21 protein-coding genes and 1 tRNA gene are annotated in these 21,576 nt (G+C 64.1%); 11 read left to right on the forward strand and 11 right to left on the reverse strand.

Features of this window, described 5'->3' with window-relative positions; all coding sequences use genetic code 11:
* Positions 1 to 205: 205 nt before the first annotated feature.
* From lysS to rluB, 5 genes are all read right to left on the reverse strand, one after another.
* Positions 206 to 1,699 carry a lysine--tRNA ligase gene (gene lysS, locus EA346_RS09760; RefSeq protein WP_296758062.1) on the reverse strand — a complete coding sequence of 498 codons (1,494 nt, stop codon included), beginning with the start codon at positions 1,697 to 1,699 and terminating at the stop codon, positions 206 to 208.
* Between the two features lie 6 nt (positions 1,700 to 1,705).
* Positions 1,706 to 2,801, reverse strand: a protein-coding gene (prfB, locus tag EA346_RS09765; RefSeq protein WP_296758064.1) for a peptide chain release factor 2 whose coding sequence is annotated in 2 segments (ribosomal slippage) — positions 1,706 to 2,728 and positions 2,730 to 2,801 — 1,095 coding nt in all. Because the reading frame shifts where the segments join, the coding sequence is not laid out codon by codon here.
* 100 nt (positions 2,802 to 2,901) lie between these two features.
* Positions 2,902 to 3,840, reverse strand: coding sequence for a hypothetical protein (locus EA346_RS09770; protein WP_296758065.1), 939 nt, complete (start codon positions 3,838 to 3,840; stop codon positions 2,902 to 2,904).
* Positions 3,837 to 4,265: a phosphate-starvation-inducible PsiE family protein gene (locus tag EA346_RS09775; RefSeq protein WP_296758067.1), complete on the reverse strand. Its 429-nt coding sequence runs from the start codon at positions 4,263 to 4,265 to the stop codon at positions 3,837 to 3,839. Before EA346_RS09775 ends, EA346_RS09770 begins: the two co-directional genes overlap by 4 nt.
* Before the next feature lie 231 nt (positions 4,266 to 4,496).
* Positions 4,497 to 5,309: a 23S rRNA pseudouridine(2605) synthase RluB gene (gene rluB, locus EA346_RS09780; protein WP_296758069.1), complete on the reverse strand. Its 813-nt coding sequence runs from the start codon at positions 5,307 to 5,309 to the stop codon at positions 4,497 to 4,499.
* A gap of 61 nt (positions 5,310 to 5,370) precedes the next feature.
* Between rluB and moaB the strand changes: the two genes are divergently transcribed.
* On the forward strand, positions 5,371 to 5,883 hold the full coding sequence (gene moaB, locus EA346_RS09785) for a molybdenum cofactor biosynthesis protein B (protein WP_296758071.1): 513 nt from the start codon (positions 5,371 to 5,373) through the stop codon (positions 5,881 to 5,883).
* A gap of 16 nt (positions 5,884 to 5,899) precedes the next feature.
* On the opposite strand, the gene EA346_RS09790 is transcribed toward moaB, so the two are convergent.
* From EA346_RS09790 to ppk2, 3 genes are all read right to left on the reverse strand, one after another.
* Complete coding sequence (locus EA346_RS09790; RefSeq protein ID WP_296758072.1) at positions 5,900 to 6,313, reverse strand: phosphate-starvation-inducible PsiE family protein; 414 nt, start codon at positions 6,311 to 6,313, stop codon at positions 5,900 to 5,902.
* 200 nt (positions 6,314 to 6,513) lie between these two features.
* Positions 6,514 to 7,851, reverse strand: a complete 1,338-nt coding sequence (locus EA346_RS09795; RefSeq protein ID WP_296758076.1) for an MFS transporter — start codon at positions 7,849 to 7,851, stop codon at positions 6,514 to 6,516.
* A 248-nt stretch (positions 7,852 to 8,099) separates the two neighbouring features.
* The gene (ppk2, locus tag EA346_RS09800) at positions 8,100 to 9,188 is read right to left on the reverse strand and encodes a polyphosphate kinase 2 (protein WP_296758079.1); all 1,089 of its coding nucleotides are present in this window, start codon (positions 9,186 to 9,188) and stop codon (positions 8,100 to 8,102) included.
* A 452-nt stretch (positions 9,189 to 9,640) separates the two neighbouring features.
* Here ppk2 and EA346_RS09805 point away from each other — a divergent pair, with 452 nt between their 5' ends.
* Together EA346_RS09805 and EA346_RS09810 are read left to right on the forward strand one after the other, a co-directional pair.
* Positions 9,641 to 11,131 (forward strand): ammonia-forming cytochrome c nitrite reductase subunit c552, encoded by a 1,491-nt coding sequence (locus EA346_RS09805; protein WP_296758081.1) that lies wholly within the window; start codon positions 9,641 to 9,643, stop codon positions 11,129 to 11,131.
* 64 nt (positions 11,132 to 11,195) lie between these two features.
* Positions 11,196 to 11,663, forward strand: a complete 468-nt coding sequence (locus EA346_RS09810) for a NapC/NirT family cytochrome c (protein WP_296758083.1) — start codon at positions 11,196 to 11,198, stop codon at positions 11,661 to 11,663.
* Between the two features lie 142 nt (positions 11,664 to 11,805).
* Here EA346_RS09810 and EA346_RS09815 read toward each other — a convergent pair.
* Positions 11,806 to 11,882 (reverse strand) — tRNA-Val (locus EA346_RS09815).
* Positions 11,883 to 12,103: 221 nt separating this feature from the next.
* On the opposite strand from EA346_RS09815, the gene EA346_RS09820 reads away from it, so the two are divergent.
* Positions 12,104 to 12,988, forward strand: a complete 885-nt coding sequence (locus EA346_RS09820) for a TIGR01777 family oxidoreductase (protein WP_296758086.1) — start codon at positions 12,104 to 12,106, stop codon at positions 12,986 to 12,988.
* Positions 12,989 to 13,001: 13 nt separating this feature from the next.
* Here the strand turns inward: EA346_RS09820 and EA346_RS09825 are convergent, their stop codons facing one another.
* Positions 13,002 to 13,982 (reverse strand): glutathione S-transferase family protein, encoded by a 981-nt coding sequence (locus tag EA346_RS09825; protein WP_296758088.1) that lies wholly within the window; start codon positions 13,980 to 13,982, stop codon positions 13,002 to 13,004.
* Positions 13,983 to 14,124: 142 nt separating this feature from the next.
* On the opposite strand from EA346_RS09825, the gene EA346_RS09830 reads away from it, so the two are divergent.
* The 3 genes from EA346_RS09830 to EA346_RS09840 all read left to right on the forward strand — a co-directional run bounded on the left by EA346_RS09830 (position 14,125) and on the right by EA346_RS09840 (position 17,319).
* Positions 14,125 to 14,979, forward strand: coding sequence for a dihydrofolate reductase family protein (locus tag EA346_RS09830; RefSeq protein ID WP_296758089.1), 855 nt, complete (start codon positions 14,125 to 14,127; stop codon positions 14,977 to 14,979).
* A gap of 217 nt (positions 14,980 to 15,196) precedes the next feature.
* Positions 15,197 to 15,961 (forward strand): rhomboid family intramembrane serine protease, encoded by a 765-nt coding sequence (locus EA346_RS09835; RefSeq protein ID WP_296758090.1) that lies wholly within the window; start codon positions 15,197 to 15,199, stop codon positions 15,959 to 15,961.
* 422 nt (positions 15,962 to 16,383) lie between these two features.
* Positions 16,384 to 17,319: a DUF3179 domain-containing protein gene (locus tag EA346_RS09840; protein ID WP_296758091.1), complete on the forward strand. Its 936-nt coding sequence runs from the start codon at positions 16,384 to 16,386 to the stop codon at positions 17,317 to 17,319.
* On the opposite strand, the gene EA346_RS09845 is transcribed toward EA346_RS09840, so the two are convergent.
* Positions 17,304 to 18,290 (reverse strand): serine/threonine protein kinase, encoded by a 987-nt coding sequence (locus EA346_RS09845; RefSeq protein ID WP_296758093.1) that lies wholly within the window; start codon positions 18,288 to 18,290, stop codon positions 17,304 to 17,306. The two genes, EA346_RS09840 and EA346_RS09845, sit on opposite strands and share 16 nt — an antisense overlap.
* 270 nt (positions 18,291 to 18,560) lie before the next feature.
* Between EA346_RS09845 and mdh the strand changes: the two genes are divergently transcribed.
* The 4 genes from mdh to yjgA all read left to right on the forward strand — a co-directional run bounded on the left by mdh (position 18,561) and on the right by yjgA (position 21,259).
* Positions 18,561 to 19,517, forward strand: coding sequence for a malate dehydrogenase (gene mdh / locus EA346_RS09850; RefSeq protein WP_296758096.1), 957 nt, complete (start codon positions 18,561 to 18,563; stop codon positions 19,515 to 19,517).
* Positions 19,518 to 19,847: 330 nt separating this feature from the next.
* Positions 19,848 to 20,051, forward strand: coding sequence for a cold-shock protein (locus EA346_RS09855; RefSeq protein WP_296748938.1), 204 nt, complete (start codon positions 19,848 to 19,850; stop codon positions 20,049 to 20,051).
* Between the two features lie 166 nt (positions 20,052 to 20,217).
* On the forward strand, positions 20,218 to 20,688 hold the full coding sequence (locus EA346_RS09860; RefSeq protein ID WP_296758098.1) for a hemerythrin domain-containing protein: 471 nt from the start codon (positions 20,218 to 20,220) through the stop codon (positions 20,686 to 20,688).
* Entirely contained in the window at positions 20,666 to 21,259 is a 594-nt protein-coding gene (gene yjgA, locus EA346_RS09865; RefSeq protein ID WP_296758100.1) for a ribosome biogenesis factor YjgA, read from the forward strand. The genes EA346_RS09860 and yjgA overlap by 23 nt, the downstream gene beginning before the upstream one ends.
* Positions 21,260 to 21,576: the final 317 nt, after the last annotated feature.

Genomic DNA, 21,576 nt, shown 5'->3' on the forward strand with positions numbered 1-21,576 from the left:
CGGACACCCCCACCCACCCATGCCTCGACTCCCGAGAGGATTTGCCGCCCAGTTTACCGTGAAAACAAGGGCGCTCATCTGGACTGCGGGAGCATGCTCCCGCTTTTCACCCTGCGACCCGACCTCGTTCCCAAAGCGCTGACAAGCCACCGTGCTCCGACAAGCAAAGCAACCCCGGACTCAAGCACGGAGCCGCGATGGAGCGTCAGGTCTCGGGACGCAGATGCGGGAACAGCAGAACGTCGCGGATCGACGGGGAATCGGTGAGCAGCATCACGAGGCGGTCGATGCCGATACCCTCGCCCGCCGTCGGGGGCAATCCGTATTCCAGCGCCCGGATGTAGTCGGCATCGTAATGCATCGCCTCCAGGTCGCCGGCTTCCTTCTCCACGACCTGGCTGCGGAAACGCTCCGCCTGATCTTCCGGGTCGTTCAATTCGGAGAAGCCGTTGGCGATCTCGCGTCCGCCGACGAAGAACTCGAACCGGTCGGTCACGAAGGGATCGGCGTCACTGCGCCGGGCCAGCGGTGAAACCTCGGTGGGATAGGCGGTGATGAAGGTCGGATCCCGCAGCCCCGTCTCCACGGTCTTCTCGAAGACCTCGATCCACAGCTTGCCGAGACCGTAACCCGGCTTCAGCGGGATGCCGAGTCGTTCGCAGTGGGCGCGCATACGCTCCGCATCGTCCAGCTCCGCATCCGCGATCTCCGGGTTGAAGGCGACGATGGCCTCGCGCACGGTCATGCGCGTGAACGGCCGCCCGAAATCGTGGCTCTCACCCTGGTATTCGATCACCGTGGTTCCGAGCACGTCCGCGCACAGACCGCGCACCAGTTCCTCCGTGCGGTCCATCAGTTCGTGATGGGTCACGAAGGCCTCGTAGAATTCGAGCATCGTGAACTCGGGATTGTGCCGGGTGGAGAGACCCTCGTTCCGGAAGTTGCGGTTGATCTCGAAGACCTTCTCGAAGCCGCCGACGACGAGCCTTTTCAGGTACAGCTCCGGGGCGATGCGCAGAAACAGATCCATCCCCAGGGCGTTGTGGTGGGTCACGAACGGACGTGCCGTGGCGCCCCCGGGGATCGCCTGCATCATTGGCGTCTCGACCTCCAGGAATCCGGCGTCGGTGAAGTAGTCGCGGATGTAGTCGATGATCCGGGTGCGCCTGCGGAACAGCGCCCGGGTCTCCTCGGAAGTGATCAGATCGACATAGCGCTGACGGTAGCGTGTCTCCAGGTCGGACAGGCCGTGGAATTTCTCCGGCAGCGGACGCAAACTCTTGGTCAGCAGCCGCAACTCCTGCACCTGGATCGACAACTCCCCGGTGCGGGTTTTGAACAGCGTTCCCCGCGCGCCGAGCACGTCGCCGAGATCCCACTGCTTGAACGCGGGGTACACGCCCTCCGGCAGGGCATCGCGCTGCACGAACAGCTGGATGTCCCCGGACATGTCGCGCAGGGTTGCGAAGCTGGCCTTGCCCATCACGCGTTTGCCGAGCATGCGCCCGGCCACCGCGACCTCGATCCCCGCCGCCTGCAGTTCACCGGGTTCCGTATCGTCATGTTTGCCATGCAGATCGGCGGCCAGTGCGTCCCGACGGAAGTCGTTTGGATACGCAGACCCCTCCTGGCGTAGCGCGGAGAGCTTGTCGCGCCGTTGCGCGATCAGCCGATTCTCGTCAAGTTCCGGCGCATTCATTCTGTGTCAGAGTCCGCTCTTGAGGCTGGCTTCGATGAACTGGTCGAGGTCGCCATCCAGCACCGCCTGTGTATTTCCCACTTCAATACCCGTGCGTAGGTCCTTGATTCTTGATTGGTCCAACACGTAGGAACGGATCTGGCTGCCCCAACCGATATCCGATTTGGCATCTTCCTCCGCCTGCTTCTCGGCGTTGCGCTTCTGGATCTCCAGCTCGTAGAGCTTGGCCTTGAGCTGCTTCATCGCCGTGTCGCGGTTCTTGTGCTGGGAGCGGTCGTTCTGACACGCAACAACGACGCCCGACGGCATGTGCGTGATCCGGATCGCGGACTCGGTGCGGTTCACGTGCTGGCCGCCAGCGCCGCTCGCGCGGTAGGTGTCCACCTTCAGGTCCGCCGGGTTGATCTCGATCTCGAAGGAATCGTCGACCTCGGGCGAAACGAAGACCGCGGCAAAAGAAGTATGGCGCCGATTACCCGAATCGAAAGGCGACTTGCGCACCAGGCGGTGTACGCCGGTCTCGGTGCGCAGCCAGCCGAAGGCGTATTCACCCTCGAAGCGCACGGTCGCACTCTTGATCCCGGCCACCTCACCCTCGGAGAGCTCGATCACTTCGGTCTTGAAACCGCGGCGCTCGCCCCAGCGCAGGTACATGCGCAGCAGAATGTTCGCCCAGTCCTGTGCCTCGGTGCCGCCGGAGCCTGCCTGGATGTCCAGAAAGGCGTTCGCCGGATCCATCTCGCCGGCGAACATGCGCCGAAACTCGAGCTCCTCGACGCGCGCGTTCAGCCTGGCCAGGTCGGTATCGATCGCGGCCACGGTCTCGCTGTCGTCATCGGCCTCGGCGAGTTCCAGCAGACCCAGGCTGTCATTGAGCTGGCCCTCGATCTCGCGAATGTTGAGGACCACGGCCTCCAGCTGTGCGCGCTCCCGTCCTAGCGCCTGCGCACGCTCCGGGTCGTTCCAGACGTCGGGTGCCTCGAGTTCACGCAGGATCTCTTCCAGCCGCTCTTCCCGGGCAGCGAAGTCAAAGATACCCCCTAAGGCCTTCGAGGCGGCCTTGGAGGTCGGTAATATTGGAGTAGTAGGGGTTGAGTTCCATGGCGATGCATCCCGACGGCAAAGCCCGACAGTATACTAAGGGTCCGCCAGCCAAAGCCACCGGCCTACGAACGCCAGAGTGTGCGCCCGCTTCCCTCTTCTCAGCGAGGAGAGGCGGTGCCGCCGCCCCTCGGCACCAGTGGGCGGCCTCGGCGCCAGAAGCGGCGCCAGTCCGCCCGTCGCAGCCGCAACCGGGCCGCACCGGGATCATGGAGGCGGACCTCCGCCAACTGCCCGCTGCGAAGACGCGCAATCCGAGGCGCGAGCACGTCGCTGCAAAACGACTCGAGCAGCACATCGCGCCGATCCTCATGCTCTGCGCGGGAAAAGACATCGATCACCGCCAATTCGGCCTCGGAATCGAAGGGATCGGCAGACCACGAAACCCCCGCGCCTTCGGCGAGCCACCGTGCAAGGCTTCCCCCCCCGGCGATCCGTTGCACCGAGGGGGCTGCGGCCGGCACGCCGGGCGACCAGAACCAGAGCCCCTGCACGGGCATGCGACCCAAGCGCAACCGTTCCCGGTTCACCGGGTGCTCGAACCAGAGCATCTGGACCATGTTGCCCAGTACCTGCAGGCGCCGGGCAACCGGGCTGTCCAGCTTGGGCACGCGCATGGGTCTTCCAAGAGCGACCGAGGGCGGCGGCCCTTCCCAATCGCCCTCGCCTTCGAGGTCCAGCGTGGGCAAGCCCCCGACCTCAGTATGCCAAGTCGCGCCGGCCTGCTCGAGTTCCGGCAGAATGGCTGCCCGCAGGGATTCCCACTCGTCCGGAGCCACGTCCTCGACCCGGGTGGCGACCAGGTCGGTCATGCCAGCCGCCAGGGAGACCGGCAAAGCCAGCCAGCGTCGACGCCCCGAGCTCACGCGTTGAAAGCCGAGGAGATCGGCAGCGGCCGCCTCCCAACCCGGGCTTGTGCTGCCGACGAGGTGACCGCGGCCCAGCATGCGGGCCAGCAGCGCGGGGGTGGCGGGATCGGGGTCCTGCCCGGGGATCCGCCAGAGACCCGGCACCAGCACCTCGAAAATGGCGCTCGTCACGCGGGCCCGGGCCCCCGCTTCGGACCCTCGGCATGCCCTGCTTCGTCGGTGTACGGGAAGCGGATATGCCCAAAGCGCAGGATGAGAATGGAAATCGTGATCAAGAGAATGGCAATCGCGATACCGACCATGACCCAGAAGTCCATCGCCTTCATGTCGATGATGATGTAACGCGCCAGGGCCACGATGGCGATATACAGCGGCAGGCGCACCGGCAATCGGCCCGACTTGTAGTAGATGCCGACCATGGCCAGCACCTCCAGGAAAATGAACAGCAGCAGCAGATCCGCGAGCGTGACCTCCAGGTTGGCGATCATCAAAGCGATCTCCTGAAGAATCGCCACCACGGTCGCGATCGCGATCACGATCAAAACAGCGATCTCCGTGCCGTGCAGCGCCTTTCTGCTCGCCTTGTCGAAATTCATGTAGCCCCCATCACTGTCAAGAATTGCACCGGCCAGACCGGCACAGGCAGGGAAATGGCGCCGGACATAAGGGTTGCTAGTGTATCCTTCTCGCCGCCCGCCCGCCGCAGGCCGCTACTCGTTAACGCGGAAATATGGCCACGGAAGAACACAGAAACACACGGAAAAAAGTTTGAAAGCCCTTCGTTTTCCGTGGTGTCCGTGCTCTTCCGTGGCGCGCCCACCCCCGCCTCAGCGGGTCCGGCGCGGTTTGCCGGGGGCGGGCCGGGAACCGCCCCGCCCGGGCCGCTTGCCGGTGGGCCGTGCCGACCGGGGTGGGCTCATCTCCGCCGCGGTATACAGCGCCCGCACCTCACGTGGATCGAGGTCGCGGAAGTGGCCGGCCTTCAGCCCGCGGCCAAGATCGACCGGCCCGTAGCGGATTCGGATCAGGCGGCTCACCGTGACACCAACGGCGTCCCAAAGGCGGCGGACCAGGCGGTTCCTGCCCTCGCTGACGGTGACGTGAAACCAGTGATTGGCACCCTCGCCACCGGCCTCGGCCAGGGACTCGAAGCGGGCCAGTCCATCCTCGAGTTCGACACCCCGCAGCAGGCTGTGCTGAATCTCCTCCGGCACCTCCCCGAGCACACGCACGGCATACTCGCGCTCGAGCCCCCGCGAGGGGTGCATCAATCCGTGCGCGAGCCCGCCATCGGTCGTGAACAGCAGCAGCCCCGAGGTATTGAGGTCCAGGCGCCCCACGGAGACCCAACGCTGGCCGCGCAGCCGCGGGAGACTCGCAAAAACGCTGCTGCGGCCCTCGGGATCCGAGCGGGTGCAGATCTCGCCCTCGGGCTTGTGGTAGGCCACCCAGCGGTGAGCGCGCTCGTCGCTCTTCACCGGCTTGCCCCGCACGAGGATCGTGTCCCCGGAATCCACCTGGTCACCGAGCTTCGCAACCCGGCCATTTACCTGGATCTCGCCTCGTTCGATCCAGCCCTCGATCTCACGCCGGGAACCAAGGCCGCGGGCCGCCAGGTATTTCTGCAGACGATCTGCCATTTTCAAGGCTCGCTTGGGCTGTCTATGATGGCTGCCGACGATACACCAAAAGGATGCCTACATGACCGATCAGGCCACACCCCTCAACATCGCCGTACTTACCGTTTCCGACAGCCGCTCGCTGAGCGAGGACAGCTCGGGGGCCGCCTTGGTCGCACTTCTGGAGGCTGCCGGTCACCGGCTCGCCGAGCGCCGGATCGTGAAGGACGACATCTACCAGATCCGGGCAGAGGTCTCACGCTGGATCGCCGACCCAGCCGTGGACTGCGTCCTCACGACGGGGGGCACGGGGATCACGGGGCGGGACGGGACACCCGAGGCGGTAGCGCCACTTCTAGACAAGGAAATCAGTGGCTTTGGCGAACTCTTTCGATATCTTTCGTACGAGGAAATCGGGACGTCCAGCCTGCAGTCGCGGGCACTGTCCGGCGTCGCCAACCGCACTTTCATCTTTGTCCTGCCCGGCTCGAGCAACGCCTGTCGCACGGCATGGACCCGCGTCATCGAGGCCCAGCTCGACTCGCGCACGCAGCCCTGCAACCTGACCATGCTGATGCCACGCCTGAAGGAATGAGCACGTCCGCGGTCCACTACTCCTTCTGTTCGTCGTCCTCGCCGAACCAGACCTCGCACCAGCGGAGAATCAGCACGCCCAGGGTCAGGACGAAGATCGCACCCACCAGGGTAAGGACCGTAGTGTTTTCCATCGTCTTGGCATCCACCACGAGCACCCGGGTCAGGGCAGTGATCGCGATGTAGACCAGGAACCGGACCGACAGACGGTTCGTCTTGAAATAGATCGCCACCATCGCCGCCAGCTCGATCAGCAGGAACAGCATCAGCACGTCGCCGAGGTTCGGGCCACCCTTGCCCACGACCGCGAACACCTCGATGACGGTCGCCCAGAGGATGCCGAACCCGGCCAGGAACAGCAGCAGCAGCTGGAAAGTCTCGGCCATCTTGACCCCGGCCATCTTGCTCACTGCGAAGATCTTGTCCGACATGCCCTTGGCATCCTCCGGAGACATCGACTGGAAATGGCGCGCGACTCAAGGCAACCCCCTGAGCGCGGTACCGCTCACGAACCCTTGCGCAGGCACGCTGCACAATGCGGTGAATATAGTTGAAGATGGCGGGTTTTGAGACAGAACGCGAATTCGCGATCCCGCAGCCGGTGCCACCGCCCCCCCCGAAGCCAGGACTGTTACGGAACAAGAGACCTCGGGGTGCCGGACCGATCAGGCAGACGCACGCGCCAGGTCGCCACGAACGCGGCGAAAAACAGGAGCAGGCAGAACAGGATGGCGTTGGCCAGCCCCAGCCACATCTGCAGCAGACCGATCCCCATCAGCCCAAAGATGGCGGCCGCACGACCGGACAGACCCCAGAAGCCAAACCAGCGCCCTGCCTCGCCGACGGGTACCATCATCGCGACCAGTGCACGGCCCGCCGACTGGGCTGAACCGAGGCACAGACCGGCCAGGGCTCCCACGAACAGAAATACCTGCTGCGCCTCCACCGGGCGCCCGAGGATTCCCGTCAGTCGCTCCGCCAGCCAGGGTGTCAGGAAGATCCCCAATACCGCCAAGGTCCAGAACAGCAGGGTGAACCGGTACACGGGCACAGCACCAATCCGGTCCTGCAGCCAGCCGAATCCCAGTGCTCCGATCGCGGCCATGATCTGCGTGACGATGAACATGGCGACACGGGTCGACTCGTCCCACTGGATGACCTGGGATCCGTAGATGAAGGTGAACGAGATGACGATGTAGATGCCCGCCATCAAGAAGAAGATCGACACGAACAGGTCCCGGAGTTCCGGTCGCTGACGCAGGGTGACGAGGCTCTTGGCCACGCGCCGGAAGCCCATGCTCAACTGCAGTCGGCCGGCCACGTTCCGGCGCGGGCCCCGCTCCCGCAGGAACAGGAAGGTGGGAAGCGCCGAGAGCAGGAAGAAGGCGGCAGCGAAGGGCCCCACCCAGCGGATGCGCTCGAAGTTCTCGGCCGAGACGTCGCCCAGGAGACCCAGCGCAAAGGCCGTGGCCACGAGTCCGCCCACGTAGCCCAGCGCCCACCCGAGACCCGAGATCCACCCCAAACGCTCGGGCGGACCCAGATCCGGCAGGAAACTCGCGATGAAGGACTCGCCAATCGCATACCCGAAATTCGAGATCACGATCAGCACCATCCCCAGGATGATCAGACCCGGTTCCACCCAGTACAGCGTTGCGGTCGTGAAGACGGTGAGGAGCCAGGAGGCCATCAGGAAGCGTTTGCGCGAACGCGTCGCATCCATGATCGACCCGGCGACCGGCGCGGCGACCAGCACCAGCAGATAGCTGATGGCCAGCGCAATGCTCCACAGCAGGTTGCCCAGGCGGTAGTCCGGCCCGTCACCGACGATCACTCGGGTGAACAGGTCACCGAAGATGACGGTGATGATCAGCAGCGTGTAGGCCTGGTTGGCGAAGTCGAACATCGCCCACCCGAACACCTCCCGCTTGCGCACACGCCTGGCCTTGGTAATGGCGAACTCCTGCAAAGAAACAAGGCTTGCGGGCGACGGCGGGACGGGGCTCCGCGTTCAGCCGACGCCCCTTCTCCCCCTGGAACGGGGCGCGCGGCCTAGCAGCCTGTCGGACTTGGGCTGCCCCTACTGCGCCGGCGGAGGGAGCGGTGCATTTTTCCCTGATTTCTCGTTACATAGAACCACTATGCGCCTCGAAATCATGAAAAACTGCGCTCGCTCTCCCACCCGGCTCGCTACGGGCACCCAAGTCCGACAGGCTGCTAGCCCATGTTGCCGGTGAAGCTCGCCCGTCCCACGATCAGCGGGTCGGTCTGCCCCACGTTGCGCAAGTCCTTGTCCGTGTAATCCATCGAGTTGAGAACGTAGCGCATCGCATTGAGTCGCGCACGCTTCTTGCAGTCGGATTTGACCACGATCCACGGACATTCCGAGTGATCGGTGTGGAAGAACATCGCCTCTTTGGCCGTGGTGTACTCGTCCCACTTGTCCAGCGATGCAAGGTCGATCGGGCTCAGCTTCCACTGCTTCAGCGGGTGCAGCTTGCGCTCCTTGAATCGGCGCCGCTGCTCGGTCTGGCTGACCGAGAACCACAGCTTGATCAGGTGGATCCCGCTGTTCACCAGGTGGCGCTCCATTTCCGGCGCCTGGTGCATGAAGGTCGCGTATTCCTCGTCGGTGCAGAATCCCATCACCCGTTCGACCCCGGACCGGTTGTACCAGGAGCGGTCGAACAGCACGATCTCACCACTGGTCGGCAGATGCTTCAGATAGCGCTGGAAATACCACTGACCCAGTTCCTCCGTGGTGGGTTTCTCCAGCGCCACCACCCGCGCTCCGCGTGGGTTCAGATGCTCCATGAAACGCTTGATCGTCCCGCCCTTGCCCGCCGCATCGCGGCCTTCGAACAGGATCACCACCCGTTGCCCGGTCTCCTTGACCCAGGCCTGCAGCTTCAGCAGTTCCACCTGCAGGTGGTATTTCTGGCGCTCATAGTTCTTGCGCGAGAGGCGGTTCTTGTACGGATAGACCGCGCTGCGCCAGTCATCCACGAGCTCGTCATCCGGACTCACCGGCAGCCTGGTTTCGAATTTCTGCCAGCGCATCAGGGCCGACTTCAGGGCGGCGGCATCATCGGGCGACGCGCCTTCGAGGATGGCCTCGAGGGTCTTCAGCGCGGCATCGTAATCGGCCGGCTTCGGGTCTGAATGCTCCAGGATATCCTCGGCGGCGCTGAACTGCGCGTCCTGCGCCTCGGAACTCTGCTGGGTCACGGTGTACGCCTCCACGCTGCTGGCGGCGAGCGTGCTGTCGTCCTTGGTACGGTCACCTTCCTTATCGATCTTGGCCATCGTCTCCCCCTCGAATTGAGGCACACATGCTGAAAGAATAAACATTCGATTATAGACGAAAGTACGGCCATCCGCCGGCCACGGGACTCCTTCTCAAACCACGGGAAAGGCCACCAGAGCAACTTGGCGGGGGATTCGCGCGCTGCGTGCAGACCCATGTACTCCGTTTTGGGCATGCTTCTACCATCCCTGCTGTATAGAAACTCCACTAATGGCTGCGAATAACCAGCTTTGATTGGCTGACACTTTCCGGATTCCCTATCCTTTATTTTAAGGATCGGGATTGCCTGTTTTACTGTGCCTTTGGCCCCATGACCCATGGTTGCCGCGCCCACCGCCTCCAAAAAAATCCCTTCCCGACCGGTCGTCTTTCCCGCGGCGCCGGGGTTTACCAGGACTCAACCAGGCTCCGGGCCCCTGACGGGCCCGGACGCGAAAACAAGGAGCGAATCATGCGCCACATCGTTGTTCTTGCCGCAAGCGCGATCCTCTTCGGGACTGTGCTGACTGCAGGTGCCGAGGAGTGGGAACTGGGTGAAGGCAACAAGGCCTTCCAGCATCTGCCGCAGTATCAATCGTATCTGAAGAATTACGACGATACGCAGATGACGGAATACGGTGGATCCGTACCGCACCGCAAGCATGACGACTTCAATCCGTTGCCGAAGGGGTACAAACACGCGCAGCCTTACCTGAAGAACCTCTGGCTCGGGTACCCCTTCAGCTACGAGTACGACCGGGCACGCGGCCACGTGTACTCGATCGAGGACGTGACCCACATTGACCGCATCAACCGATACAGCGAGCAGGCCGACTTGCCGACCACCTGCTGGAATTGCAAGACCAACACGATGCCCCAATTGCTGGAGGAGCACGGCGACGCCCTGTGGTCCATGAACTTCCATGACTTCCGGAAGATGCACGATCCGGCGCGACACAGCATCGGCTGCACCAACTGCCACGATCCCGCCAATCAGATGCGCCTGGCGATCACCAGCGTCCCGCTCGCCGAGGCCCTCGAGCGGCAGGGAAAGGACTGGCGCAACGCCTCGCGAGACGAGATGCGTTCCCTGGTCTGCGCCCAGTGCCACGTCGAGTATTACTTCGAGACGGCTGAGCATGGTGTCGCGGCCAAACCGCACTTCCCCTGGGACAAGGGCATGAACGCCGAGGACATCTATCGCTTCAAGGCGGATGGAGACCCCGAGCGCGACGGCTTCGAGGGCCAGTTCACCGACTGGGTGCACGCCGTGTCGAAGACCCCGATGATCAAGGTCCAGCACCCGGAATACGAGATGTTCCATGACAGTGTCCATGCCCAGGCCGGGGTGAGTTGCGCCGACTGCCACATGGCCCGCGTCACGGAAGGACCCATCCGGACCAGTTCACACCATTGGACCTCCCCGCTGAAGACCGACCAGATGATCCGCAACGCGTGCATGGGCTGCCATGCCGATCGCTCCCCTGCTGATCTTCGCGATCGGACCGTGTACAACCAGGAACGTGTCTGGAAACAGCTCAACATCGCGCAGGAGAAGTCGGTCCGCGCCCACGAGGCGGTGCGCCAGGCGATGGAGCACGGCTTCGCGGACGAGGAGATCCTGGACCAGGCCCGGGAGAAGGTGCGCAAGGGACAGTGGTTCTGGGACTACGTATCGGCCGAGAACAGCGCGGGCGCGCACAACCCGGTCAAAGCGCTGGACACGCTCGCCGCCTCGCAGCAGTACAGCGACGAGGCCGTGCAGCTCGCCATCCGCTCGACCAACTACGAGATCGCCGAGTCGATGGACAAGCCCATCAAGGAGCTCGTGCCCCCGATCCGCGAACACAGCCGCAAGCTCCAGCAAAGCCAGGAGCACCTCGACTCCCATGTTTGGCTGCAGTATCTGCCCCTGCTGCCCGAGGCCGAATTGGTCTGGGACGGCAACGAGCGGCTGCGTTGAGGATTCCCGGCGGGCGCCACGCCCGCCGGGGCGTCGTCAAAGTCCATTCGGGGAGTAAGAGGAAATGAAAAAGATCTGGATCGTTGTCCTCATTGCCGCCGTGCTGGCGCTTTTGGCGCTGGGCGGAACGGCCGGACACCAAGTGACCACCACGGACGCGTTCTGCAGTTCCTGCCATGCCTACGAAAAGGCATCCTGGGACCATGGCGTCCACCACAGTGTCGGCTGCCTGGACTGCCACACCGGCGGGTTCGTTCGCGACAAGACCCAAGGTTCGCGCAAGGTCTACCTGGTCTTCACCGGGCAAGTGGACCCCCACCACGACAGACTGCCCAGCTACCCGGACAAGACCATGTCCAACTGCATCGGCTGCCATATGACCGAGGAGGTCGCCGAGAAAAACCCGATCTACATGGAACGTCACTCGGAGTATCTCGTGGCTGCCGAGAACTGCATCGCGTGCCACGAGGGAGGCCATGTGCAGGAGATCCGGGACAAGCGCTACCTGGCCGTCCGGCGCGGGGAGCAGTGACGGCGCCGCCTGGGCCCACGAATATCCTTCGTGGGCCCGGGAAGCAAGGTCGACCGTCGCACTCGCGCATGCGACCTGTCTGTATCGGAAACAGAAACGGCCGCCGAGTCTCCCCGTGCGGCCGTTTTTGTCTGATGGCATCTGGTAGGCGCGATTGGACTCGAACCAACGACCCCCACCATGTCAAGGTGGTGCTCTAACCAGCTGAGCTACGCGCCTGGATCGTTCGAAGGGCGTATTCTACAGTCTTGGCCTGCGCTGTCAAAGATTTTATAAGCTTATGATCTTCGTCCATTTTCCCAAACACGGCAGAAAGCCTGACAATGGCTTCCGTCAGCGGGCAGGGATGCGTTGACCCCCGGCCCCGCGGGTCCTGGAGTTGCTATGCAGCCGGATTCTGCGTGTCCCTGGCTCTTTCCTTCCAATCGACAGGTGGTTCTATGCGTATTCTGGTTTCCGGCGGCACGGGTTTCATCGGGCAGGCCTTGTGTCCGCAACTGGCACAAGAAGGCCACGACGTCGTTGTCTGGAGTCGTCAGGCGAACCCGGATGTCGCCGAAGGCGTCTCCGCCATTCAGCGGCTCGACGAACTATCGGGCCCGGATCCGGATGCGGTCATCAATCTGGCCGGGGCGTCGATCGCGGACGGCCGCTGGACGGAGGCACGCAAGCGCCTCCTGGTGGACTCACGCTTGGAAACGACCGGAAAGCTGGTGGAATGGATGCGCGCAATGGAGAGCCCACCCAAGGCTCTGATTTCTGCCTCTGCCGTCGGCTACTACGGCGAGCAGGGTGACCGCGTGATCACCGAGGACACGCCACCGACGTCCGGTTTCACGCATGATCTCTGCGATCAGTGGGAGAACGAGGCGCTCAAGGCGGAGGCACTGGGCGTACGCGTCTGCCTGGTACGGACCGGCGTTGTGCTCGACCGCGACGGCGGAGCCCTGGCGAAGATGCTGCTTCCCTTCAAACTGGGCACCGGAGGGCGCCTGGGTTCCGGGGAACACTATTTCCCGTGGATCCACCGGGCAGACATCGTCGGCATCTACCAGTGGCTGGTGGAGAACGAACAGGCCTCGGGGGCCTACAATGCGAGCGCCCCGAAGCCGGTGACCAACGCCGAATTCACCCGCGCGCTGGGCAGGGCGCTGAAACGCCCCACCCTGCTCCCGATGCCCGAACCGGTACTGCGCCTCCTGTTCGGCGAGATGTCCGAACTGCTGCTCGTCAGCAACCGCATGATGCCGAAACGCCTGCTGGATGAAGGTTTCGAGTTCCGTTACCCGGAACTGAAACAGGCGCTTCACGCCATTTTGGGGTGAGCCGCATAGCCCGCTAGTGTCGGGCACCGCGGCCGTGCGGCGCGTTGAAATCGAGATCCGGACCACGGGGGATGATGCCGCTCGGGTTGAGGTGCTCGTGGCTCCCGAAGTAGTGCGTCTTGATGTGCTCCAGATTCAGCGTCTGCGCAATCCCCGGCACCTGGTAAAGCTCACGCGTGTAGGCCCACAGGTTCGGGTAGTCGACCAGCCGTCGCCGGTTGCACTTGAAGTGGCTGTAATACACGGCGTCGAAGCGCACCAGTGTGGTGAACAGGCGCCAGTCGGCCTCGGTAAGCCGGTCGCCCACCAGATAACGTTGGTATTCCAGGCGTTCCTCCAGCCAGTCCATGGTTTCGAACAGACGCTCGTAGGCGCGATCGTACGCCGCCTGCTCGCTGGCGAACCCGGCGCGATAGACCCCGTTGTTCAGGGTTTCGTAGACGCGTTCGTTCACCGCGTCGATCTCCCCGCGCAGCGTCTCGGGGTAGTAATCCTCCCGCCGGTCGGTCAGGTCGTCGAAGGCGCTGTTGAACATGCGGATGATCTCGGCGGACTCGTTGTTCACGATGGTGCGCCGCTCACGGTCCCACAGCACCGGCACCGTGACGATCCCGGTGTATTCGGGGTCGGCGAGCGTGTAGGCCTGGTGCAGGTATTCGAAGCCATGGAGGTGGTCTTCCGTACTGCCCGGGTAGGGGTGGAAGCTCCAGCCGGGCTCCAGCATGTACGGACTGACCACGGAGACCGTGATCAGATCCTCCAGCCCCTTCAGCGCCCGGAAAACCAGCGTACGATGCGCCCAGGGGCAGGCCAGGGACACGTACAGGTGATAGCGCCCGGCCTGTGCCGGAAACCCGCCCGCCCCGCTGGGCCCGGGGGAACCGTCGGGGGTGACCCAGTGGCGGAACTGCGAGTCCTTGCGAACGAACTCCCCCGCTTCGCTCTCCTCGTCCAACCAGTTGCTTTGAAGACGTCCGTCGATCATCAGGCTCATGTCCTCTCCCCTTTGTACTCGCGGCGCAGCTGCTGCGCCTACTCTTTACGGACCCGCATGCCTGCGCGCTGGTTCAAGCCCCGGGCCGCGCCCCGGTGGGACGATCATCTAAGATCCCCATGAACTCTGCCGGAGAAAATTGATGACCACTCCAACGGTACTGCAACTCTACCCGCCCCCGCACCGCGAGTGCGCGCTCGAAGGACTGTATCTCGAGCATCCGATGGGCCACCCGGACCAGCGTGACGAGCCCTTTGTCTACACCAACTTCGTCTCCAGCCTGGATGGCAGAATCGCCGTGGAGCACCCAAGAGAGCGGCGTCTCGCGGCGCCGAAGGCCATCACCAATGCCCGGGATTGGCGCCTGTTCCAGGAACTCGCCGCGCGTGCCGACGCACTGATCGTGAGCGCCAGCTTCCTGCGCAACCTGGCCGCAGGCACCGCCCAGGACAAGCTGCCGCTGAGCGACGATCCGATCTTTGCCGACCTCCACGACTGGCGCAGGAACCAGGGCATGACGCCGCAACCGGCATTGGTGATTCTCAGCCGCAGCCTGGACGTGCCGCTCGCGGAACTCGGCAGGATCACCGACCGTCCGGTCTATCTCGCGGTCGGACAACGGGTGGACCAGCAGGATCTGAAGGCGGCTGAGAAAACCGGACTCCGTGTCCTGACTGCCGGGTCCGGTGACACGGTCGAGGGCAAGGCCCTGATCGATGCACTGGGCAACGCAGGGTTTCGGCGCATCTATTCCATGGCGGGACCCAGGGTCCTGCACACGCTGCTGCGGGACCGGGTCCTCCACCGCCTGTACCTCACGCATTTCCATCGCGTGCTGGGCGGCCGTTCCTTCGACACCCTGCTGGAAGGCGATCCGCTGGCGACACCGGCATCGTTCGCCGTCGGATCCCTGTACTACGATCCCGTAGCTGAGAAGGACGTCGGCCAGTTCTTCGCCACGTATGACCTGCTCCCTGAAGATTCCGACCTGCGTTGACGCGGAAGCGCCTGGGGAGTGCGGGGGCTCGCCGCCGCTGTGGGGAGCTGGATGATCCGGCATCGAATAGCGGGAGCAAGCTTCCGCACTCCATAAGCTGAGGTGCAAGCCGTCATCCGCCCCGGCGGCGTGGGCCATAGCACAGGCGTGACCAGGACTTTCACGGTCAGGATTCCGGGCAATTGGACGGACCCAGCTGCCGTGGCAAGGTAGAGCCATGTTCAATCTGCGACGACCCGCGCTCCCGAGGGATCCGGAAGAGGAACGCGAGCGTATCCGGCGAGCGCTGGTACTGCCCCTGGTCGGCGTCGGCATCCTGGTGGCCATCCAATTGCTTCAGGGCCTGCTGAGTGGGGACTTCCTGCGCCTGGGCATCCTGCCGCGCGACCCTACCGGCGTGCTGGGCATCATCACCTCGCCCCTGATCCACGGCTCATGGGGCCACCTGATGGCCAACGTACCCGCCCTGTGGGTTCTTGCTGCCCTCAGCCTGTATGGCTTTCCCAAAGCAACCCGCATCGCGCTGCCGTTGATCTGGGTGATGGGCGGCCTCGGCGTCTGGCTGTTCGCGCGCGAAGCCTTCCACATCGGTGCCAGCGGCCTGACCCACGGGCTGATGTTCTTCGCAGTCGTGATCGGGATCCGGCGCCGCGACGCCCTGTCGATCGCACTGGCGCTCATTGTGCTGTTTCTGTACGGGAGCATGCTCTGGGGCGTGATCCCCAGCAGCCCCGGCATCTCCTTCGAGGCCCACCTGGCCGGCGCCGTCACCGGTGCGCTGTGCGGCTGGTTCCTCTACCGCCAGGATCCGTTCCCGGTCTACAGGCGCTATGACTGGGAAGACGAGGAGGAGGACGGCCCGGATTCGCACACGCTGAGTGGCGGGCGGGTCATCGACCTCGACGCTGGAGCCGGCGGCCAGGCGCAGGAGACACCGCGGCGAGGGCTCGAATCACCCGAAGACCCCCCAGACCGAGGCTAGTGGGCCGACCGCAGTTGGAACCGGGCTGGGTCGCGGTTCCCGCGCCCGCCAGAGCAGCAGGGGGAAACAATCCGCGTCGCACCTACGCATTCTCACGTAGGGCGTTTCCCGCTACCGCGTGCTGTACTCATGGTCAGTCCATTCGCTGGCGACCCGGTCTCGGCACTGCGCCAGGACCCGCATTCCGACCTCCAACCGGAAGACCCCAACCGCCCGTCACCATGGGGATCATCATGAATACCTTCGGTACCCGGCCCACTCCCATCCGACCCGCTCACCGGATCCCGGCCTGTCGATGGCCCCTGGCCGGGCCACCCGGCCCGCGCCTCCGCGGGAGAATCCTTTGTAGAACCATCGCGGGCTGCACACTCCTGCTCGCGCTCGGTCTCGCCGGGTGCTCACCGGTGGCGACAGGACAGACGATGAACGGTTTCGACGTCTCCCAGCGGGACATTCCGCTGGCTGAAATCCATCGCGGCGGGCCGCCGCGCGACGGCATCCCCGCCCTGACCGACCCCGAATTCGTGGCGGCCACGTCCGCCCATGGCCTGCAACCGGACGATCGCATCCTGGGACTCCACCGAAACGGCGTCAGCAAGGCCTACCCGCTTGGCATCATGAACTACCATGAGGTCGTGAACGATTTCGTCGCCGGCGAGGCGATCACCGTGACCTATTGCCCGCTTTGCTTCACCGGAGTGGCCTTCGAGGCAAGGACCGACGACGGCTCGCGGCGCCTGTTCGGTGTATCCGGGCTACTGTACAACTCCGCGGTCCTGCTCTACGACCGCGACAGCGAGTCTCTCTGGTCCCAGATCTCCGCAACGGCCGTGACCGGCCCCAGGATCGGTGAGCAACTGACGATGGTTCCGGTGGACAACACCACCTGGAGTGCGTGGCGGCGCGAACACCCGGACACCCAGGTGCTGTCCCGGAACACCAATTACGCACGCAACTACGACCGCGATCCCTATGCCGCCTACGCGGAGGACGATGCCCTGATGTTCCCGGTGGCATTCCGCATGCAGGGCAAGCATCCGAAGACCCCGGTGCTGGGCGTGCGCATCGAAGACCAGGCCCGCGCCTACCCCTTCCCCGCCTTCCCCGAAACCGGACGCCACCGCCTGGAGGACACCCTGGCTGGCCAGGAAATCACGCTGCTGATCGACGCCGATGCGCAGAGCGGTCGGGTCCTCGATGCCCGGGGCGAGGAGATGCCGAGCATGATCGCCTACTGGTTCGCCTGGTTCGCTTTTCACCCGCACACCGAACGCTACACTGGCGACCCGGCACCGCTGCCGCTGCCCGACGTCACCCGCGCCCCGTCGCTCCCCGATACGGATCAGACGTCGAGGTAAATGGGGGGCTCGTCAAGGGCGGCGGCCTGTTCACGCAGGGTCAGGATATGGTCCTCCCAATACCGCGTGGTGTAGAAGACCGGAAACGCCTGGACGAAAGCGGGATCGTCGGCGCGGCGTGCAAGCCAGGCTGCGTGGCGCAGGATGCGCAGTGTACGCAGCGGCGTGATCAGCGCCAGCTCGCGGCGGTCAAATCGCACGAAGGTCTCGTAACCCTCCAGCAGCGCCAGCATCTGGGAGGACATCTCCATCGCGTCGCCGGACAGAAACATCCAGAGATCCTGTACCGCAGGCCCGGTACAGGCGTCATCGAGGTCCACGAAGTGGGGGCCGGTCTCGGTCCACAGGATGTTACCGGGGTGCGTGTCGCCATGGAGGCGGATCTGCGGCACGGGGCCTGCCTCGGCAATCCGGCGCACGATGCGATCGAGGACGTCCGCACTGAGGTCGTCGTAGACCGATTCCAGCTCGACGGGGAGACGCTCGCTGGCGAGAACGTCTTCGCGTGCGATTTCGCCCAGTTCATCGGCGTCCAGGCGCTCACGAGCCTCGAAGTGTCCGGCGCGGCCAACCGCATGGATGCGCGCGATGAAGCGTCCGATGCGCACGAGGTTCTCGCGCTGCTCCAGGTCGGGAGTACGCCCGCCCTGCCGGGGATATAGGGCGAACAGAAAGCCCTGGTGGGGGTGCAGCGTCTCCCCCACGGCATCGGCCATCGGCGCGACGACAGGAACCTCCTGGGCCGCGAGTTCCAGCGCGAAGGCGTGTTCCTCACGGATGGCCGCCTCGGACCAGCGCCCCGGTCGATAGAACTTTACGACCACCGGCGCGGCATCCTCGATGCCGACCTGATAGACCCGGTTCTCGTAGCTGTTGAGCGCCAGCAACCGACCGTCTGCGCGCAGCCCGGTGGACTCCACGGCGTCCAGAATGACTTCCGGCTTCAGACGGGCATAGGGATGGACGCTCATACGCACAGTCTACGTTGCGCGCCCCCCAGGTGCGCGAAATACTCACCCCGCTCCGCTGACCCGTGCCCACAGTGGACGCTGCCTCGATCCGGGTCGGGCGGAGCCGCGCCTCCGGATTCACCCAGGCCGGCGATACGCATACACTACCCCAACAGCGCAACAGGAATTACCCAGCCTTGCGTCGTCGCCCCCTTCGCGTGCCGCAACCGGAGACGGCAGCGCAAAGGCGCCACGCCTGCTGCCCACGAACCATTCAACGGGGAAGAGATCATGAAGATTTCAGTCGTAGGAGCCGGGGGCAACGTCGGCGCAGCCGCGGCGCTGACCATTGCCCAACGCGATTTCGCCCAGGAGGTCGTGGCCATCGATCTCGAAATAAAGCGGGAGGACCGAACCTTCAATCCCGCCAAAGGCCGCGCCCTGGACCAGTGGCACACGTCACCAATCCACCTCTTCGACACCCGGGTCCATGGCACGACCGACTACGCCGCCACCAGCGATTCCGACATCTGCATCATTACCGCCGGCGTGCCGCGCCGGCCCGGGATGAGCCGCGACGACCTGCTCAGCACCAATGCCGAAATCGTCAGACCGGTGGCGGAAAAACTGGCCCATTACTCACCCGGGACCATCCTCATTGTGGTGTCGAACCCGCTCGATGCCATGACCTATGTCGCCTACAGGGCGAGCGGTCTGCCGGCGGAGCGGGTCATGGGCATGGCCGGTCTGCTGGATACGGCCCGCTTCCGCGCCTTTCTCGCCGAAGAACTCGCGGTCTCGCCGAAAGACATCCAGACGCAGATCCTGGGTGGCCACGGTGACACGATGGTGCCCCTGCCCCGTTACACGACCGTGGCCGGCATCCCGGTCACGCAACTGATCAGCGGGGAGAAACTGGACGCCATCATCGAACGGACAAAGTTCGGCGGTGGGGAATTCGTCGGCATCATGGGCACCTCCGCCTGGTACGCACCCGGCGCGGCGGCGGCGCAGATGGCGGAAGCGATCGCCCTGGACCAGAACCGGATCTTCCCCTGCGCCGCCTGGTTGACCGGACAGTACGGCCTGAAAGACCTGTTCGTGGGTGTGCCGGTCAAGCTGGGCAAGGGCGGAATCAAGCAGATACTGGAACTGGAGCTCGACGCGGACGAGAAGGCGCTGCTCGAGACGTCGGCCCAGGACGTGCGCCGCTCATTCGAGGACCTCGGACGCTTGATGCAGTTCTGACGGCCGCGGTGCCGGGGCTCTTCAGGTCGTCTCCAGGGACCGAAAAACGCCTCGATTACCCGTTCAGGGCAGGGTCGGCAGACCCCGTCCTGGAGGAAAACGCAGAAAAAACTGGTAGTTTGGGTGAATTCCGGTTGATAATGGGGGCGAGGTAACAGTATCGGGCGCTATATCGCGTTAGGCGACAGTTCAGGCATGGTCTTGCAGATTCCAATCCTTCGTCTGTTCCAGGCATTACGGAATGAGGGCATACAGCCCTTGTCGACCTGGTAGCCCTTCAGTATTTCCTCGCAATCGATCGACAACAATTACACAGCACAGGTAAAAGAAATGGCTACAGGTACAGTGAAGTGGTTCAGTGACGAAAAGGGTTTTGGTTTCATCTCCCCGTCCGATGGTTCGAAAGACGTCTTTGTTCACCATAGCGCCATCCAGGGCAGCGGCTTCAAGTCGCTGGCGGAAGGCCAGACCGTGTCCTTCGACGTCGAGCAGGGTCCCAAGGGTCCCAGCGCTGCCAACGTCAAGCCCGAGTAAACCGGGCAGTCCGGGCGCATGACGCCTGGAGTGGAAAGTCCCGCCCTGTGCGGGACTTTTTTATGCAGCCCTTGCGTCTGCTTTCATGCACGTTGCCGGGTGCATGAGTCCGGGTCCCCGTCCTGACCCTCACGCCAAAAGTCACCACCGATCAACGAGGTATACGATGCCCAACGAACGCTGCAGGCAGATGGAGCAACTGTCCCGCGAGCACGACGAGGGGATGGCCTTTGCGGACCGGATCTCCGAGCTGGCCAGCGATGGCAGCGAGGAGAGCCTTGCGGAGGGAGTCAGGCTGGTCCAGGCGTACTACCAGGAAGAACTGGAACAGCATCTGCAGCACGAGGAGCAGACGATCTTCGCGCCGATCGTGCAGTTTCATCGGGAGCATTTTTCCCTTTGCGTCCGATTGGGCACCGAGCACGGACTCTTGCGGACCATGGCCACGGGCATGCGCCTCGAGACCGCGCAAAGGGATCTGCCGGCCTTCGCCGACATCCTGAGGAAGCACACCGTGGCCGAGGAGGAGGAGCTGTTGCCTCTGGTCGAATCGCTGTTCACGCCCGAGCAACTCGATGCCGTGATGCATTTCACGCCTCTGCCCGGAACCCCGCATGGCCGCGGCCCGGCCAACTGAGCGACCCCGGCACCTCGACACGAGAGCCACCTTCCAGGACATGGACGATCACGACATCGACGACGCCCCGGCGCTCCCCAGCAAGTCCCAGCGCAAGCGGGAAAGCAACGCGCTGCAGGATCTCGGCCGGGCGCTGGTGAAACTTCCCGAGGAGCGCGTCAGGCGGCTGGACCTACCCGACGCGCTGCGCGTTGCCGTGCTGGAGGCCCAGCGCATCCAGAGCCACGGCGCATTGCGTCGGCAGATGCAATACATCGGGAAGCTGATGCGCGATGTCGATGCCGATCCGATTGCCGGTCAGCTCGCAGAGATCCGCGGCACATCCGATCGCGCCAAGGCGGCGTTTCACGCGCTGGAACACTGGCGGGACCGACTGCTGGCCGATGATCAGGCACTCACCGAGTGGCTGGCCCGCCACCCGGAATGTGACATCCAGCAACTGCGTCAATTGATACGGAACGCCCGCAAGGAGGCTGCCCAGGGCAATCCCCCGCGTTCCAGCCGCGCACTGTTCCGCATGCTGGCGCAGGCCAGCGACGCGTCTCAGGGCGACGATACGGAATCGGGATAGTCCTGTAGGTCGGGTTAGCGCAGCGTAACCCGACGACGTGCCGGGGACGACGCTATTTTGCGCCCATGGGTGGGGTGCGAGGCTGTAGGTCGGGTTAGCGTAGCGTAACCCGACGAGCCGGGAAGGACTCATGGAGTGCGGGAGCTTCCTCCCGCTATGCGGCTTCGGCGATGATCCAGTGCCCACAGCGGCGGCAAGCCGCCGCACTCGACAGGCGCTTGCGCTTTCATCACTCGCGACACCGCGCTCCGCGGCCATGGGCATTAAACGGCTTCCTCGGTAGGCTTTTCTGTTCCAAAGGCCACGGAATCCCGCAA

Source organism: Thioalkalivibrio sp., assembly GCF_007692535.1.
Taxonomy (GTDB): Bacteria; Pseudomonadota; Gammaproteobacteria; order Ectothiorhodospirales; family Ectothiorhodospiraceae; genus Thioalkalivibrio.